Raw genomic sequence first — 17,366 nt, 5'->3', positions numbered from 1 at the left:
ATAGCCAATGCTGAGTATTGGAGGATGAAGGCAGGAGTCTGCCTAGCGTTGCCGCTCGACCATCCCCAGAATGATCGCCTGCAGCTCACCCTCTGCCTGCTCTGCGCTGATGTCGCCGGCCACGGTGGCGTCGCTGAGCGAGTCTGCGGCGCCGAGCATGGCCCACAGGCTGGCGGCTGAAAGACCGCCTGCGTCGCAGAAGGGCGCCAGGATAGCTGCGCACTTTTCGATCAGCGCATGCTGGTACTGCTTCTTCACAGCGGCTAATTCCGGCGAGCCGGTGAGGGCGGCCACCACATCGGAGATCTCGCGGCCTTGGGTGAGTACGCAGTGCACGTAGCTCGAGGCGATGACGCGGCTCTTGTCCGCCAGGGTCGGGGCTGCGGCTTCGATGGCAGCATCGAAGATCCGCGTTTGGCGCTCGTCATAATCCTGATAGAGCGTGGCCAGCAGCCCATTACGCGTGCCGAAATGGTCGTACACCACCGGCTTGGTCACGCCCGCGGCCTCGGCCAGTCGGCCCAACGTCAGGGCGTCGGTGCCCTCGTTGCCGATCAGCTGCCACGCCACCTCGAGCAACTGGCGCGTGCGCTCCTCCCGTGGCAGGCGTCGACGTGGCGATTGGTTGGGCTGCGGGCTCATCGATACTCCGGGGTGGTTCAGAACGGTTCGGCGAACAGCTTACGGCCTATCGCCTGCGCCGTCTGCAGATGCGCCTCGGGGAAGCCGAGGTCCGAGGCCATCAGGAAATGCGACGAAGCCACCGGGGCGCCGCAGTAATCGAAGATGCCGTGTTCGATCTGCGTCTTCATCGCCTCGGCGTAAGCGTGGCGAGTGAAGGTGCCGGCGTCCGCACCGCCGATGGCCACCAGGTGGACGGGCAGGTGCTGCAGCTTCTTCACCACCTTGCCGTTATCGGCTTCCTCGTAGGCCCAGCCATTGGTGAATACCCGGTCGATCCAACCCTTGAGTTGAGCAGGGAAGGACCACCAGTAGATTGGATAGACCAGCACCAAGGCGTCGGCCCGTTCGAGGCGGGCATGCTCGGCGTCGATATCGGCCGGTACCGGGCCGCGTTTCTGGAACAGAGCGACATCCGCTTCGCTGTAAGTCGGATCGAAGCCTTCGGCTGCCAGGTCGGCCAGTTCCACCGAGTGCTTGGGTGCCGAATGGCGCACACCATCGGCGAGCTGTGTGGCGACGGTGTGGGTGAGCGAGTGCGAATCAGGATGGGTGAAAACGATCAGGGCGTGCATAGGCATTACCTCCAGAAGGGGTTGCCTACTATTAGTAACTTACTTTTGGTAGGTTGTCGAGCGAGCACAGGATCAGCGGTTCAGCTGCGAGCAAACATTACTTGAGAATCAGCCGCAGTTGGCACGTATAATCACCCGTAACTTTTTGTGTCCGCCATCGCCTGGCGGGCCCCGTTGGGCCACCCGCGCGGCTTTGCGAGCTGCGCGTGGATTTTGTGAGGAAAGGGTCAATGTCTGCTCATCGAGTAACGGGTCTGGCACGCGCGATCGCCGCGGGTGTGTTGTCTTCCCTGCTGTTCGCCACCGGTGTGCAGGCTGACGAGGCGGTAACCCTGACGCTGTACAACGGCCAGCACGAGGCCACCGGCAAAGCCGTGGCGGCGGCGTTCGAGAAGAAGACCGGCATCAAAGTGCTGATCCGCAAGGGCGGCGGTGGCCAGTTGGCCAACCAGATCGCCGAGGAGGGCGACCGCTCACCGGCCGACATCGTTTACACCGAAGAGGCGCCGCCGTTGATCAAACTCGGCAGCCAGGGCCTGCTGGCCAAGGTCGATGACAGCACCCTCAAGCAGATCGATGCCAAGTTCTCCGACGACAACGGCAACTGGATCGGCATCACCTCGCGTGTGCGCGTACTGGCCTACAACCCGGATCTGGTCACCGAGGCCGAGCTGCCGAAAAGCGTGCTGGAAGTGGCCAGCCCGGAGTGGGCCGGCAAGATCGCCTTCGTGCCGAGCAGTGGCGAGTTCCTCGGCCAGACCGCCGCGGTCATCCGCCTCAACGGCCGAGAAGCCGCCGAAGAATGGCTGACCGGCCTCAAGGCCTTCGGTAGCACCTACACCAACAACGTGATCGCCATGAAGGCCGTGGAGAACGGTGAGGTTGGCGCCGCGCTGGTCAACAGTTATTACTGGACGGCGCTGAAGAAAGAGAAGGGCGAGCTCAAATCCAAACTTCACTATTTCGCCGACGGCGATGCCGGTGGCCTGTCGAGCGTTTCCGGAGCTGCCGTGGTCAAGGCCAGCAAGCACCCGAAGGAGGCGCAACAGTTCCTCGCCTTCATGATCAGCGAGGAAGGCCAGAAGGCCGTGCTCACCCAGTCCGCCGAATATCCGGTCAACCCCAAGGTGGCGGCCGACCCGCTGCTCAAGCCCTATGACCAGCTCAAGCCGCCGGCCATCACCGCCGCGCAGATCGGTCTGGCCGAGGATGCCCTGGAGCTGCAACGCGAAGTGGGTATGAACTGATCATGCAGCCCCAGGCGGTCAACCCGGAGCTGCCGCTGCCGGCACCGACCATCAGCAGCCGGCGTCGCAAGGCGCCGCCGATCTGGCTGCAGTTGCCGGTGCTGGCGCTATTGCTGGTCGCGGCGCTGCCGCTGTTCTTCGTGGTGGTGCGCGCCGCGCAGGTCGGCCCGCACGAAGCCTTCGCGCTGTTGTGGCGGCCGTTCGTGTTCGGCCTGCTGGCCAACACCCTGAAGCTGATGGTGCTGGTGACCCTCGGCTGCGCGGTGATCGGACTGGCCCTGGCCTGGCTGGTGGAGCGCAGCGACCTGCGCTGGCGCCGGCACTGGAACGTGCTGCTGTGCCTGCCGTTCGCCATACCCTCGTTCGTCAGCGGCTTTACCTGGGTGTCGATCAGCCCGCTGTTCGAGGGCCTGGGTGGCACCGTGCTGGTGATGATCCTGTCCAAATACCCGCTGATCTACCTGCCGGTGGTGGCGGTGCTGCGCAACCTGGACCCGGCCATGGAAGAGTCGGCGCGCATGCTCGGCTGTAGCCGCCGTGAAGTGTTCTGGCGCGTCATCCTGCCGCTGTTGCGTCCGGTGCTGATGGCCACCAGCCTGTTGGTGGCGGTGCACATGCTGGTGGAGTTCGGCGCACCGTCGATCATGCGTTACCAGACGTTCACCACTGCCATCTATCAACAGTTCGAACTGGAGTTCAGCGGCAGCAACGCGGCCATGCTGTCGGCCTTGCTGCTGGGGCTTTGCATGCTGCTGCTTTGGGGCGAGTTCCGCCTGCGCGGGCGCGGCTATGCGCGTACCGGCCAGGGCGTAGCACGCAGTGCGGCGCGGGTGTCCCTGGGGCGCTGGGGCATCCTGGCGCAGGTGCTGTTGCTGGCTCTGGTGGTCGTTGGTTGTGGCGTGCCGCTGGTGATGCTGGGTTTCTGGATCGTCGAAGGCAGCTCGGCCAGCTTTCCGGTCGCGGAAATCGCCCAGACGCTGTGGTCGTCGCTGCGCTATTCCTTTGGCGGCGCCTTGCTCAGCTGCCTGCTGGCACTGCCGGTGTGCCTGGTGGTGGTGCGTTACTACGGGCGCATGGCCACCCTGGCGGATCGCCTGCCGTATCTGCTGCACGCCTTGCCGGGTTTGGTGATCGCCTTGTCGCTGGTGTTCTTCGCCCTCGGCTACGTGCCAGCGCTGTACCAGACCAGCATCCTGCTGCTGGTGGCCTATGCGCTGCTGTTCATGCCCATGGCCCAGGGGCCGATCCGGGTCGCCCTGGAAAAGGCCTCGCCGCAGCTCGAAGAGGCTGCGCGCACCCTTGGGCACACGCCGCTCGCGACCTTTCTGCGGGTGACCCTGCCGATCATTTTCCCGGCCATTGGCGCGGGCTTCGTGCTGGTATTCCTCGACTGCATGAAGGAGCTGACCGCGACGCTGATTCTCGGCCCCACCGGCCTGGAAACCCTGGCTACCAAGGTCTGGTCGCACACCGGTAATCTGGAATACGCCGGCGCCGCCCCCTATGCCGCGTTGATCGTGCTGGTGTCGGGGTTGCCGGTGTATTTGCTGACGACGCGGGCTTATCGCCGCTCTTGAATGCGGGCAGGAAGTGATGTCGCGGTATCGCGGCTTAACGCCCCCGCGTTCAAGGTGTATCGTGCGCAGCTCTCCAGTGCCCGCAGAGGCGCAATCGTTCAGACCTGATTAGCGTCACCGCAGTCCCGCTTCAGGAGCAGGTTTCATGAGTTTCACCCGTAGACAGGTGTTGGGCGGTCTGGTCGGCCTCGGCGTCGTAGGCCTCGGTGCTGGCGGCGCGCGTTATTGGCTGGGGCGCCCGTTCGACCGCAAGACCCACGACTACGAGCTGATCGCGGCGCCCCACGACATCGAACTGGTGCCTGGCCATGTCACCCCGGCCTGGACCTTCGGTGGTCAGGCGCCCGGCGTGGAGCTGCGCTGCCGCCAGGGCGACGAGCTGCGCGTGCGCTTCATCAATCACCTGCCCGAGCCCACCACCATCCACTGGCACGGTATCCGCCTGCCGCTGGAGATGGACGGCGTGCCCTATGTGTCCCAGGCGCCGGTATTGCCGGGGGAGTTCTTCGATTACCGCTTCGTCACCCCGGACGCCGGCAGCTACTGGTACCACCCCCACGAATCCAGTGCCAAACAACTCGGTCGCGGGCTGGTCGGCCCGCTGATCATCGAGGAACGTGAGCCAACCGGCTTCAGCCACGAGCGCACCCTGTGCCTGAAGAGCTGGCACGTGGACGAAGAGGGCGCCTTCACTGAATTCAGCGTGCCCCGCGAGGCGGCGCGGGAAGGCACCCGTGGGCGGCTGTCGACCATCAACGGCGTGTCGCTGCCGACCCTGGAGTTGCCCGCCGGCCAGGTTGTGCGCCTGCGCCTGATCAACGTCGACAGCACCATCACCTATCGCCTCAATCTCTCGGGCGGCGAGGCGCGCATCTATGCTCTGGACGGCAATCCGATAAACCCACGCCCGCTGGGCAAGGAATACTGGCTGGGCCCGGGCATGCGCATCGACCTGGCGCTCAAGGTTCCGGCGGCTGGCAGCGAAGAATTGTCGCTGCGTAACGGGCCATTGCGCCTGGCGACCATCAAGTCGGTGGCCAGCGACGAGCCTGCCGCCGAATGGCCGCCGGCGTTGCCGCCGAACCCGGTGGCCGAGCCGGACCTGACGAAAGCCGAAACCCTGCGCTTCAACTTCGAGTGGGCCGCGGCATTGGCATCGCCTGCCGACGAGGCGGCTGGCCGCTACAAGTACTGGCAGATCAACGGTCAGGCCTGGGACATCAACGACAAGACCTGCGCCGACCGGCCCATCGCCAAGTTGAAGAAGGACGGCCACTACATCTTCGTGCTGCGCAACATGGCCCAGTACCAGCATCCGATCCACCTGCACGGGCTGATCTTCAAGGTGCTCGACTCCAACCGCCGCAAGATCGAGCCGTACTACACCGACACCTTCCTGCTCGGCAAGAACGAGACCGCGCGCATCGCCTTCGTGGCCGATAATCCTGGCGTGTGGATGTTCCACTGCCACGTCATCGACCATATGGAAACAGGTCTGATGGCCGCCGTAGAGATCGCCTGATTTGAGTGCCCTGATTTGAAAACCCCGCTGATCATCGACCGCAGCCAGGACCAGCGCTTTATGCGCGAAGCGCTTGGGCTGGCTGCCGAAGGCGCTCTGCGCGGCGAAGTGCCGGTTGGCGCCGTGCTGGTGCAGGACGGCGAAGTGATCGGCCGCGGCTTCAACTGCCCGATCTCCACTTCTGATCCCAGCGCCCACGCCGAGATGGTCGCCATCCGCGCCGCCGCCCAGGCCATCGCCAACTACCGCCTGCCCGGCAGCACTCTTTACGTGACCCTGGAACCCTGCGCCATGTGCGCGGGGCTGATCGTCCACTCGCGTGTGCAACGCGTGGTATTCGGCGCCAGCGAACCCCGTGCAGGCATGGCGGTGAGCCGCGGCCAGTTCTTCGATCAAGCTTTCCTCAATCACCGTGTGCGGGTCGAGGGCGGGGTGCTGGCCGAGGAATGCGGTGAGATGTTGAAGGCGTTTTTCAAGGCGCGGCGCGGCTAGCGAAACTCGGTTTCCCGTTACGACTGCGGTTTGAAGTGGCCCTCTTGGAGCGGCAGTAGGGATTCTCTGCTGAACCTTTGGTTCGTAGATAGGAGCCGTACGGATTTTTGAGCAGCGCTTGTTCTTGTGGAGCGAATGGTGCCGCTGCCCGATTGAATGCGTTAGCTCAACCGCCTCATATACACTGCTTCGAGGATGCCCCGATTCCGTGACCGGCGTCTGCGTAAAAGCATGGAGCAATGTGTATGAGCAAGTATCCAGTACGCCCGGATGACGAGGCAAGAATTCAGGTGTTGGATGCTTTCGCGCTGATGGATAGCCCGGCGGAGCAAGAGTATGACCACATCGTCAAAATGGCTTCGCGAATTTTCGATGTACCGATCGCTTTGATCTCTCTGGTCCATAGAGACCGGCAATTCTTCAAGGCTCGTGTAGGGCTGGATGTATGCGAGACGGATCGTGACGTGTCTTTTTGCACTTTTGCGATCATTCAGCACGATGTATTTGTGGTGCTGGATGCTCTGCAGGACGAGCGGTTTAGCGAAAATGCCCTGGTCGTAGGCCACCCTAATATCCGTTTTTACGCTGGAGCACCGCTGATTACCAAGGCGGGCTACCCCTTGGGCAGCTTGTGCCTGATCGACAATAAGCCCCGCGCGTCTTTTTCAGCACGTGATCAGCAGGTGCTTCAAGACCTGGCCGTCATGGTGCTTGAGCGCATGGAGTTGCGGCGTTTGGAGCGAGAAGGGGAGGAAAGTCGTCTGCGTTTCGCAAATATCACCTCGACCTCTCCCGATGCGATTATCTGTGCAAATGCCAACAACCAGATCACCTCGTGGAATAGTTCGGCAGAGGCCATTTTCGGTTATCGCGCCGATGAGGCGATTGGGCAGTCGCTCAATATCATCATGCCCGAGGGCATGCGCGCCCAGCACAATGCGGGGCTGGCCAGAGTGGCGTCTGGCGGCCCTACTCGAATCATCGGGTCATCTACCAATTTGATGGCTATGCGTCGGGACGGCTCTGAGGTTCCCATCGAGCTTTCGCTTTCGCAGTGGGTCGATGCCGGCGAGCCCCAGTTCGGCGCGATCATTCGTGACATCACTCACCGGCTGGAGGCTGTCAAGCAGCTCAGACGTGCCGCTGAATACGATCACCTGACGGGACTTTCCAACCGATCAAGCTTGAAGTTGCGTATTCAGGAGGCGTGTGAGGCTCAGTTAACTGCCACCATCCTGCTGATAGATCTGGATGGCTTCAAGGACGTAAACGACACCCTGGGGCACTCTGCCGGTGACTCCGTACTTCAGGTAATTGCCAACCGTCTTCGTGAGCGCGTGCCTGCAGAGCACATGGTCGCCCGGCTGGGCGGTGACGAGTTTGTGGTTTTTATCACGGGAACGGCGGATTCGCATGAAGCAATCGCGCTTGGCCTAGCGCTCATTGCTGCCATTGAAGAGCCTATCGAGTTTGAAGATACGCCTATCCATATCGGTGCCAGTATCGGCGTCACGATGAGGACCGGGAGCGAGGGTGATGGCGACCAGATGCTGGCAAATGCCGATCTCGCGCTTTATCAGGCTAAAGCCGATGGCCGACAACTGATTCGCATCTTCACTCCTGAGCTGCGTCAGACCGCGTCGAAGAAAGGAGCGCTCACATCGTCATTGCGCCAGGCGTGGGAGAATCAGGAGTTCGAGATGTACTACCAGCCGCAAGTACGGCTGAAAGATGGAAGCATTTCGGGTGCAGAAGCCTTGATACGCTGGAATCACCCTGATCACGGTGTGATGTCGCCAGCCGCTTTTCTGTCGGTGCTGGAGGGCGGCCTGTTGGCGGTGCCGGTGGGCGAGTGGATATTACGAACGGCCTGTGAGCAGGCTGCTCAATGGCGACGTTTAGGGCATGCCCAGTTCCGAATGGGAGTCAATTTATTCGCCGCTCAGTTTCGGACTCGCGATTTTGCCGAGGTGGTTGAAAGTGTGCTGACCGAGTTTTCCCTGCCCGCTAGCGCACTGGAGTTGGAAATTACCGAAAATACCATTTTGCGTAACGAACAACGGATCATGCAGCCGTTACGCCACCTTCGCTCGTTGGGTGTTGGCGTGGCATTCGATGATTTTGGCACGGGCTTCGCTTCGTTGAGTTTGCTGAAGGACTATCCCGTAAGCCGCTTGAAGATTGATCGCTCTTTCGTCAGCGGTATTGAACGTAGCAAGAAAAACGAAGTTATTGTCGAGGCCGTGGCCCGGCTCGCTTCCGGTTTCGAACTGGAGGTGACGGCTGAAGGTATCGAAACGCGTGAACAGGAACATTTGATGCGGCACTATGCCTGCCACGAAGGGCAGGGCTATCTCTACGGCCGTCCGGTGACCGCGGGTGAATTTGCCGAACGCCATATCAAGGCGTCATGTCAGAAAACGCGCGAATAGCCGGCAATGCTGGTTTCGATACCCCTAGGCATGGGGCGAGCGGTATGGCTTACGATGCAGTAAGACGCATGACGGAACGAGCTGGTTTCGCGCAACCTGCTAGAGCGGCGCCTTTTCCTGCTGCTCGGGGTGGTCCTTGCCGACGCCTGGCACGTGCAGGCCGCTCTCGGCGACCTGGCTGCCTTCCAGTTGCGGCTGGGTTACCCAGGTGAGGATGTCGTAGTAGCGTCGGATGTTGCGCACGAAATGCACCGGCTCGCCGCCGCGGGCATAGCCGTAGCGGGTCTTGCTGTACCACTGCTTCTGCGACAGGCGCGGCAGGATTTTCTGCACGTCCAGCCACTTGTTGGGGTCCAGGCCCTCGGCCTCGGTGAGCTTGCGCGCATCTTCCAGGTGGCCGCCGCCAATGTTGTAGGAGGCGAGGGCGAACCAGGTACGATCCGGCTCCTGAATGCTGTCAGGCAGTTGTTCTTTCACATGCACCAGGTACTTGGCGCCGCCCTGGATGCTTTGCTGCGGGTTGAGGCGGTCGGATACGCCCATTGCCTGGGCGGTGTTCAGGGTCAGCATCATCAGCCCACGCACACCGGTCTTTGAGGTGGCGCCAGGCTGCCAGAGTGATTCCTGATATCCGACGGCGGCAAGCAGGCGCCAGTCCAGATCGTTTTCCTTGGCGGACTTGCGGAAGTGTTTCTCGTAGCGCGGCAGGCGTTGCTGCAGGTGCTGCGCGAAGGTGTAGGCGCCCACGTAACCCAGAACGTCGACATGGCCGTAGTAGCGTTCTTTAAGGCGCTGCAGGCTGCCGTTGTCCTGGGAGCGGCGCAGGAAGCCGTCGACCTGCTCGAGCAGGCTGTCATCCTCGCCCGGTGCCACCGCCCAGACCAGGTTGCGCGAGTCACCCAGATCGAAGCCGACACGCACGTTGGGGAAATACACCTGGTTCATGGCCAGCTCGTTGGAGTCGACCAGCGTCAGGTCGATTTCGCCTTCGTCGACCATGCGTAGCAGGTCGACCACCTCGACATCGGATGACTCTTCATATTTAAGGTCAGGCACCTGAGCCTTCAGCTCGGCCAGTTGTTCGGCATGGCTGCTGCCCTTGAGCACCAGAATGCGTTTGCCGATCAGATCTTCAGGACGGCTCGGGCGGCGCTGACCGTTGCGGTAAACGATTTGCGGGGTCACTTCCAGGTAGGGCACGGAAAAGCGCGCTTTGCTGGCGGCCTGCGCTTTCCACCAGGCCGGCGGCGGCCAGCACCGGGCCGCCCGGTTTGCCGAGGCGGGAGAAAAGATCGTCGAGGTTGTCGGCCGTCTGGATTTCCAGCTTGACGTCCAGGTCGTCGGCAAAACGCTTGACCAGCTCGTACTCGAAGCCGGTTTCACCGTTACGATCCTGGAAATAGGTGGCGGGGCTGTTGCGGGTTATCACGCGCAGCACGCCTTCCTCCTTGATCCGCTCCAGGCTGCTCGGAGGTTCCGCGCAGCCGCTGAGCATCAGGAGTAATCCGATCGCCGACAGCCAGCCGGCGTAGCGCTTGCCAATCAGGTTTGGAGAGGGCATCGGCGCAGTATACGCCAACGCCGTGCCGTTCCATATCTGGACAGTGCACGTGCGCTCTGCTAGGCGAACGCGCTTTCCAGAGGCGCGCCGGCTGGCCGGTCAGGGCATGAGCGGGCGTGCCGCGCTCGTCGCTTTAGGCTAGAATATGCGCCCTCAAAGCACACCCCCTTCCCAGAGGCTGTCCCCTGATGCTGATCCTGCGCGGCGCTCCCGCCCTTTCCGCCTTTCGCCACGGTAAATTGCTCGAGCAACTGACCAGTAAAGTGCCTGCTGTGACCGGCCTGTATGCCGAGTTCGCCCACTTTGCCGACGTCGACGGTGCCCTGAGTGCCGACGAAGAGCAGGTACTGGCCCGTCTGCTCAAGTACGGCCCGAGCGTGCCGGTGCAGGAGCCCAGCGGCCGTTTGCTGCTGACCATTCCGCGTTTTGGCACCATTTCGCCGTGGTCGAGCAAGGCCAGCGACATTGCCCGCAACTGCGGTTTGGACAAGATCCGTCGCCTGGAGCGGGGCATTGCCTACTATGTAGCCGGCGAGCTGAGCGACGCCGATGTGCAGCAGGTCGCCGCCGTATTGCATGACCGTATGACTCAGGTCGTGCTGAACAAGCTGGAAGACGCGGCCGGGCTGTTCAGCCATGCAGAGCCCAAGCCGCTGACCGCCGTGGACATCCTCGGTGGTGGCCGCCCGGCGCTGGAGAAGGCCAACGTCGAGCTGGGCCTGGCCCTGGCCGAAGACGAGATCGATTACCTGGTCAACGCCTTCCAGGGTTTGAAGCGTAACCCGCACGACATCGAATTGATGATGTTCGCCCAGGCCAACTCCGAGCACTGCCGCCACAAGATCTTCAATGCCAGCTGGGACATCGACGGCGAAAGCCAGGAGAAGTCGCTGTTCGGCATGATCAAGAACACCTACCAGATGCACAGCGAGAACGTGCTGTCCGCTTATAAGGACAACGCGTCGGTGATCGTCGGCCACACCGCCGGGCGCTTCTTCCCCAATCCTGAAACCCGCCAGTACGGCGCGGTGAAGGAGCCTGTGCACATCCTGATGAAGGTGGAAACCCACAACCACCCGACCGCCATCTCGCCGTTCTCCGGTGCGTCCACCGGCTCCGGCGGCGAGATCCGCGACGAGGGCGCCACCGGTCGTGGTGCCAAGCCGAAAGCTGGCCTGACCGGTTTCACTGTTTCCAACCTGAACATCCCCGGTTTCGAGCAGCCCTGGGAGCAGGCCTACGGCAAGCCCGAGCGCATCGTCACCCCGCTGGACATCATGATCGAGGGCCCGCTGGGCGGCGCCGCGTTCAACAACGAATTCGGTCGTCCGGCGCTGACCGGCTACTTCCGTACCTTCGAGCAATCGATTGCCACCCCGCACGGCGACGAAGTGCGCGGCTACCACAAACCGATCATGCTCGCCGGCGGCATGGGCAACATCCGTGAAGACCATGTGCAGAAGGGCGAGATCACCGTCGGCGCCAAGCTGATCGTGCTCGGCGGCCCGGCCATGCTGATCGGCCTGGGCGGCGGCGCCGCCTCGTCGGTGGCTACCGGTGCCAGCTCGGCCGATCTGGATTTCGCCTCGGTGCAGCGCGAGAACCCGGAAATGGAACGCCGCTGCCAGGAGGTCATCGACCGCTGCTGGCAGCTGGGCGACGCCAACCCCATCGCCTTCATCCATGACGTCGGCGCCGGTGGTATCTCCAACGCCTTCCCTGAGCTGGTCAACGACGGTGGCCGCGGTGGCCGCTTCGAGCTGCGCAACGTGCCCAACGACGAGCCAGGCATGGCCCCGCACGAGATCTGGAGCAACGAATCCCAGGAGCGTTATGTGCTGGCCGTCAGCGCCAAGGACTTCGAGCGCTTCCAGGCCATCTGCGAGCGCGAGCGTTGCCCGTTCGCGGTGGTCGGTGAGGCCACCGAAGAGCCGCACCTGACCGTCACCGACAGCCACTTCGCCAACACCCCGGTAGACATGCCGCTGGAAGTGCTGCTCGGCAAGCCGCCGCGCATGCACCGTTCGGTGACCCGCGAGGCCGAACTGGGCGACGATTTCGACCCGAGCAAGCTGGACATCAACGAAGCCGCCGAGCGCGTATTGCGCCACCCGGCCGTGGCCAGCAAGAGCTTTCTGATCACCATCGGCGACCGTACCATCACCGGCCTGGTCGCCCGTGATCAGATGGTCGGCCCGTGGCAGGTGCCGGTGGCCGACGTTGCCGTGACCGCCACCAGCTTTGACGTCTACACCGGCGAAGCCATGGCGATGGGCGAGCGCACCCCGCTAGCCCTGCTCGACGCGCCGGCTTCCGGGCGTATGGCCATTGGCGAAACCATCACCAACATCGCCGCTTCGCACATCGAGAAACTCTCCGACATCAAACTGTCGGCCAACTGGATGTCCGCTGCCGGTCACCCAGGTGAAGACGCCCGCCTGTACGACACCGTCAAGGCCGTCGGTATGGAGCTGTGCCCCGAGCTGGGCCTGACCATTCCGGTGGGTAAAGACTCGATGTCGATGAAGACCAAGTGGAGGGAGGAGGGCGCGGAGAAGAGCGTCACTTCGCCACTGTCGCTGATCGTCACCGGTTTCGCGCCGGTCGCCGACGTGCGCAAGACCCTGACCCCAGAGCTGCGCATGGACAAGGGCGAGACCGATCTGATCCTGATCGACCTGGGCCGTGGCCAGAACCGCATGGGCGCCTCGATCCTCGCTCAGGTGTACAGCAAGCTCGGCCAGCAGGCGCCGGACGTCGACGACGCCGAAGACCTTAAGGCCTTCTTCGCGGTGATCCAGGGCCTCAACGCCGACGGTCACCTGCTGGCCTATCACGACCGTTCCGACGGTGGCCTGCTGGTCAGCGTTCTGGAGATGGCTTTCGCCGGTCATTGCGGCCTCAACCTGCAGCTCGACGGTCTGGTCGAAAGCCGCGAAGAACTCGCCGCCTTCCTGTTCAACGAAGAGCTGGGCGCGGTGATCCAGGTTCGCCAGGACGCCACCCCGGACGTGCTCGCCCAGTTCAGCGCCGCTGGCCTGGAAGACTGCGTCGCGGTGATCGGCAAGCCAGTCAACAACGGCGACGTGGCCATCAGCTACAACGACCAACTGGTGTTCAGTGGCCAGCGCCGCCTGCTGCAGCGCCAGTGGGCCGAGACCAGCCATCGCATCCAGCGTCTGCGTGACAACGCCGATTGCGCGGATCAGGAGTTCGACGCGCTGCTGGAAGAAGACAACCCGGGCCTGTCGATCAAGCTGGGTTTCGACGTCAACGAAGACATCGCCGCGCCGTACATCAAGAAGGGCGTGCGCCCGCAGGTTGCCGTGCTGCGCGAGCAGGGCGTCAACGGTCAGGTGGAAATGGCCGCGGCCTTCGACCGCGCCGGCTTCACTTCGGTTGACGTGCACATGAGCGATATTCTCGCCGGTCGCGTTGATCTGAATGACTTCAAAGGCCTGGTTGCATGCGGCGGCTTCTCCTACGGTGACGTGCTCGGCGCCGGTGAAGGCTGGGCCAAGTCGGCGCTGTTCAACACCCGTGCCCGCGACGCCTTCCAGGGCTTCTTTGAGCGCAAGGACAGCTTCACCCTGGGCGTGTGCAACGGTTGCCAGATGCTTTCCAACCTGCACGAGCTGATTCCGGGTACCGAGTTCTGGCCGCACTTCGTGCGCAACCGCTCCGAGCAGTTCGAAGCACGCGTGGCCATGGTTCAGGTCCAGGAGTCGGCATCGATCTTCCTGCGTGGCATGGCCGGCTCGCGCATGCCGATCGCCATCGCCCACGGTGAAGGTCATGCCGAGTTCGAAAGCGAGGAAGCTTTGCTCGAAGCCGATCTGTCCGGCACCGTGGCGCTGCGTTTCATCGACAACCACGGCAAGGTCACCGAAGCCTACCCGTCCAACCCGAATGGCTCGCCACGTGGCATCACCGGCCTGACCAGCCGCGACGGCCGCGTGACCATCATGATGCCGCACCCTGAGCGGGTATTCCGCGCCGTACAGAACTCCTGGCGCCCGGACGAGTGGCAGGAAGATGGCGGCTGGATGCGCATGTTCCGCAACGCGCGGGTATGGGTCGACTGATCGAGTCGCTCGCTGCACGAAACAGAAAACGCCAGGCATTGCCTGGCGTTTTTCTTTTGCGTAATTGAGCAGTAACCGCTGGTTCAGATCGTCGGTTTTGAGACCTGGCGCCTGGGTTTTTAAACGGCAGCAGCTAGTCTGCAGGAAGTGATTGGCACCTTGCGGAACCGCCGATTGATGCCTTCTCGGATAAGTCCGAATGTTTCAGCAGTGTTGGCTGTGTCACGAATCTTGCTAGGCAATGTGCCATCATGCTGTGGCATTATTGGCTCATTGTTTTCAGCGACTTGCAGTGGAGTAGTTGATGTACAAGTTGTGTTTCTACGTTCCGGAAAGCCATCTGGAAAGCGTGAAAGCGGCAGTATTCGCCGAGGGCGCCGGGCGCGCCGCTGGCTACGACCACTGCTGTTGGCAAACTCAGGGCCGCGGCCAGTTCCGCCCGCTGGAAGGCAGTAAGCCTTACATTGGTCAGAGCGGTGAACTGGCGACCGTGCCTGAGTGGAAAGTCGAGCTGGTGGTGGGCGATGAGCTGATCCACAACGCCGTCAAAGCCCTGAAGAAAGCCCACCCCTATGAAGTGCCCGCCTTCGAAGTGTGGCGCCTGTCCGATCTGCAATTCTAGGGATTGCGCCTCGCACGGCAGATCGTGTCAGGGGCGAATCTCGATCAGCGTACCGTCCTTCACCAGCGTCCAGACCTCGCGCATGTCGGCGTTCTTCATGGCGATGCAGCCTTCGGTCCAGTCCAGGGTGTGGAAGAACCACTCCGGGTATTCATCGTCCAGCGGCGTGCCGTGGATCATGATCATGCTACCCGGCTTCACCCCGGCGGCCTTTGCCTGTGCCTGGTCACGGGCGTTGGGGTAGGAGATGTGCATCGACAGGTTGTACTTCTCGCTCTGGCGCCGCCAGTCGATCCAGTAGAAGCCCTCGGGCGTGCGCAAATCGCCCTCGCGCAGCTTGGCGCCGACCGGCTGTTTACCTAAAGAAATGCGGTACGACTTCAGCGTCTTGCCCTGGCTGATCAGTTGTAGCCGGCGCTGGGATTTCTCCACCAATACCTTGTCGACGGTCGCCACGGGAGTGGCAGGCGCAGCGGCTGCGTGCCCGGCCAGGGCCAAAGAGAAGAGGGTGAAGGCGAGCAACCAGCGCATGGGGATTTTTCGACTGAGAAGATGGCCGGCAGGCGGCGGAGGCTCATTCTAAAGGTTGCAGCATCGGGGCGCCTAGAGTCTGCTGCCCCGCGCATCGCTTTGCCTGGATAGCCTGATGTAGAGCGAAGCGAAACCCAGGAAGCGGTATTCGTTCGGCCTTGGCCAGCATGGCTGAACAACGCTCCCCCGCGCATCGCTGCGTTCAGCTCTAGGTTACGACGTGGCGGTCAGTACAACGACGGCAGCTCATTGGGCCGCAGATCGAACACCAGTACTTCGGCCTGCTGGCCGTTGCTCAGGTGCAGGTCGCGGGCATCGCGTACTCGCACACCGTCACCAGCCTGCAGCTGCTCGCCGTTGAGCTGGACGCTGCCGCGGGCCACATGGACGTAGGCGTAGCGGTCATCGCCGAGTTGCAGGTGCGCCTGCTCGTCAGCGTCGAACAAACCGGCGTAGACGCGGGCGTTCTGGCGCACGGTCAGCGAGCCATCGGCGCCGTCGGGCGAGATGATCAACTGCAGGCGGCCACGTTTCTGGGCTTCGCTGAAGTGCTCCTGCTGGTAGCGCGGTTCAGCCTGGCGTTCGCTCGGCACGATCCAGATCTGCAGGAAGTGCACGGGTTCGTTATGCGAGTGGTTGAACTCGCTGTGCGATACGCCGGTACCGGCGCTCATCAACTGTACGTCGCCAGGGCGGATCACCGAGCCGGTGCCCAGGCTGTCCTTGTGTTCCAGGGCGCCTTGCAGCACGTAGGAGAAGATCTCCATGTTGCGATGCGGGTGCTCGCCGAAGCCCTGGCCGGCGCTGACGGTGTCGTCGTTGATCACCAACAGGTCGGAGAAGCCACGCTCCTTCGGGTTGTTGTAGCTGGCGAACGAGAAGGTGTGGAAGGAGTTGAGCCAGCCATGGTTGGCATGGCCACGATCGGTCGCTTTACGGATAGCCAGCATGATGAATCCTCCGGTTGATGAGTGCGGCCTTGATTGGCGGCATGGAGGTGATATTACTGACTATCGGAGGATTGATTAATTGGCTGTAAATGGACTTATTGTCCGTTTAAGGTTGACGATTTCAGGCGTTCAGGTGCTCGATCTGTTGCTTGATGAAATCCGAAAACACCTGCACCGCACGGGCCGATTGGCGGTGCTGCGGATAGACCGCATACACCGCCGCCGCCGCCGGCCAGTGCTGTTCGAGTATCGGCACCAGCGCGCCGCTCGCCAGGGCCTGGCCGACGATGAAGGTGGGCAGGTAGGCGATGCCCATGCCGGCGATGGCCGCATCGCGAATCAGCTCGCCGTTGTTGGCACGCAGTTGGCCGCGCATGCTCAGGTTTCTCGGCTTGCCGGCGTCGCGCAGGCGCCATTCCACGTGGCGGCTGTGCCCGTAAAGCAGGCAGGCATGCTGCTGCAGTGCGTCGAGGTTGGCCGGCGTGCCGTGTTCCTCCAGGTAAGCGGGGCTGGCGCAGAGGATGGTCTGCATGTCGGTCAGGCGCTTGGCGATCAGGCTGGAGTCTTCTAGGGTGCCGATGCGGATCGACATGTCGTAGCCGTCAGCGAGCAGATCCACGGCGCGGTCGTTGAGGTCGATTTCCAGGTTGATGTGCGGGTGCTGCTGCATGAACAGCGGCAGCACGTGGCTCAGGTGCAGGGTGGCGAAGGTCATCGGCGCGCTGACCCGCAGGGTGCCGCGCAGGGACGCGCCCTGGGCCGACACCAGCTCCTGGGCATCGCGCAGGTCGGCCAGAATGGTGGTGGCCTTGTCGTACAGCAGCAGGCCCAGCTCGGTGGCCTGCAGGCGGCGCGTGGTGCGGTTGAGCAGGCGCACGCCGAGCAGTGCTTCGAGGGCGGCGACGCGACGGCTGACGTACTGCTTGGTCACCCCGAGGGTATCGGCGGCAGCGGTGAAGCTGCCGGCGTCCAGGGTGGTGACGAATAGGCGCAGGTCTTCGACGTTCATGGGTTTCTCATCGGTTGGCCCGCGATTATTACCGGGTGCGTGGGCTTCGCGCCATCGGCTATCCTCGGCGTCTGCCTCAACT

The 17,366-nt window shown here is 62.7% G+C and carries 12 protein-coding genes and 1 pseudogene; 7 read left to right on the top strand and 6 right to left on the bottom strand.

Translation table 11 applies throughout. The features are described from left to right. Positions 1-42: 42 nt before the first annotated feature. Together PVA39_RS15070 and PVA39_RS15065 are read right to left on the bottom strand one after the other, a co-directional pair. A complete protein-coding gene (locus tag PVA39_RS15070; protein WP_274124727.1) occupies positions 43-642 on the bottom strand; it encodes a TetR/AcrR family transcriptional regulator in 600 nt (199 codons plus the stop codon). A 17-nt stretch (positions 643-659) separates the two neighbouring features. Beyond that, positions 660-1,256 (bottom strand): NAD(P)H-dependent oxidoreductase, encoded by a 597-nt coding sequence (locus PVA39_RS15065; protein WP_274124726.1) that lies wholly within the window; start codon positions 1,254-1,256, stop codon positions 660-662. A gap of 230 nt (positions 1,257-1,486) precedes the next feature. On the opposite strand from PVA39_RS15065, the gene PVA39_RS15060 reads away from it, so the two are divergent. The 5 genes from PVA39_RS15060 (at position 1,487) to PVA39_RS15040 (ending at position 8,526) form a co-directional block, all read left to right on the top strand. Next, complete coding sequence (locus PVA39_RS15060) at positions 1,487-2,503, top strand: extracellular solute-binding protein (protein ID WP_274124725.1); 1,017 nt, start codon at positions 1,487-1,489, stop codon at positions 2,501-2,503. 2 nt (positions 2,504-2,505) lie between these two features. Beyond that, positions 2,506-4,080, top strand: coding sequence for an ABC transporter permease (locus PVA39_RS15055; RefSeq protein ID WP_274124724.1), 1,575 nt, complete (start codon positions 2,506-2,508; stop codon positions 4,078-4,080). A gap of 145 nt (positions 4,081-4,225) precedes the next feature. Then, positions 4,226-5,602, top strand: coding sequence for a multicopper oxidase family protein (locus PVA39_RS15050; RefSeq protein ID WP_274124723.1), 1,377 nt, complete (start codon positions 4,226-4,228; stop codon positions 5,600-5,602). 15 nt (positions 5,603-5,617) lie between these two features. Continuing rightward, on the top strand, positions 5,618-6,094 hold the full coding sequence (gene tadA / locus PVA39_RS15045; RefSeq protein ID WP_274124722.1) for a tRNA adenosine(34) deaminase TadA: 477 nt from the start codon (positions 5,618-5,620) through the stop codon (positions 6,092-6,094). A 245-nt stretch (positions 6,095-6,339) separates the two neighbouring features. Continuing rightward, the gene (locus tag PVA39_RS15040; RefSeq protein WP_274124721.1) at positions 6,340-8,526 is read left to right on the top strand and encodes a putative bifunctional diguanylate cyclase/phosphodiesterase; all 2,187 of its coding nucleotides are present in this window, start codon (positions 6,340-6,342) and stop codon (positions 8,524-8,526) included. 99 nt (positions 8,527-8,625) lie between these two features. On the opposite strand, the pseudogene mltF reads toward PVA39_RS15040, so the two are convergent. Then, positions 8,626-10,087: pseudogene (mltF, locus tag PVA39_RS15035) on the bottom strand (membrane-bound lytic murein transglycosylase MltF). 188 nt (positions 10,088-10,275) lie between these two features. On the opposite strand from mltF, the gene purL reads away from it, so the two are divergent. Both purL and PVA39_RS15025 read left to right on the top strand, forming a co-directional pair. Next, positions 10,276-14,172 carry a phosphoribosylformylglycinamidine synthase gene (purL, locus tag PVA39_RS15030; RefSeq protein WP_274124720.1) on the top strand — a complete coding sequence of 1,299 codons (3,897 nt, stop codon included), beginning with the start codon at positions 10,276-10,278 and terminating at the stop codon, positions 14,170-14,172. A 304-nt stretch (positions 14,173-14,476) separates the two neighbouring features. Then, positions 14,477-14,794 (top strand): Nif3-like dinuclear metal center hexameric protein, encoded by a 318-nt coding sequence (locus PVA39_RS15025; RefSeq protein ID WP_013790503.1) that lies wholly within the window; start codon positions 14,477-14,479, stop codon positions 14,792-14,794. A 27-nt stretch (positions 14,795-14,821) separates the two neighbouring features. Here PVA39_RS15025 and PVA39_RS15020 read toward each other — a convergent pair whose 3' ends face one another. The 3 genes from PVA39_RS15020 to PVA39_RS15010 form a co-directional block, all read right to left on the bottom strand. Then, complete coding sequence (locus PVA39_RS15020) at positions 14,822-15,325, bottom strand: L,D-transpeptidase family protein (RefSeq protein WP_274124719.1); 504 nt, start codon at positions 15,323-15,325, stop codon at positions 14,822-14,824. A gap of 227 nt (positions 15,326-15,552) precedes the next feature. Then, positions 15,553-16,275 (bottom strand): pirin family protein, encoded by a 723-nt coding sequence (locus PVA39_RS15015; protein ID WP_274124718.1) that lies wholly within the window; start codon positions 16,273-16,275, stop codon positions 15,553-15,555. A 121-nt stretch (positions 16,276-16,396) separates the two neighbouring features. Beyond that, the gene (locus tag PVA39_RS15010) at positions 16,397-17,284 is read right to left on the bottom strand and encodes a LysR family transcriptional regulator (protein WP_274124717.1); all 888 of its coding nucleotides are present in this window, start codon (positions 17,282-17,284) and stop codon (positions 16,397-16,399) included. Positions 17,285-17,366: the final 82 nt, after the last annotated feature.

The organism is Pseudomonas sp. CNPSo 3701 (genome assembly GCF_028674975.1).
GTDB classification, from domain to species: domain Bacteria; phylum Pseudomonadota; class Gammaproteobacteria; order Pseudomonadales; family Pseudomonadaceae; genus Aquipseudomonas; species Aquipseudomonas straminea.
The sequence above is the reverse complement of the archived record's forward strand: the minus strand, read 5'-3'. Positions and strand labels throughout refer to the sequence as shown.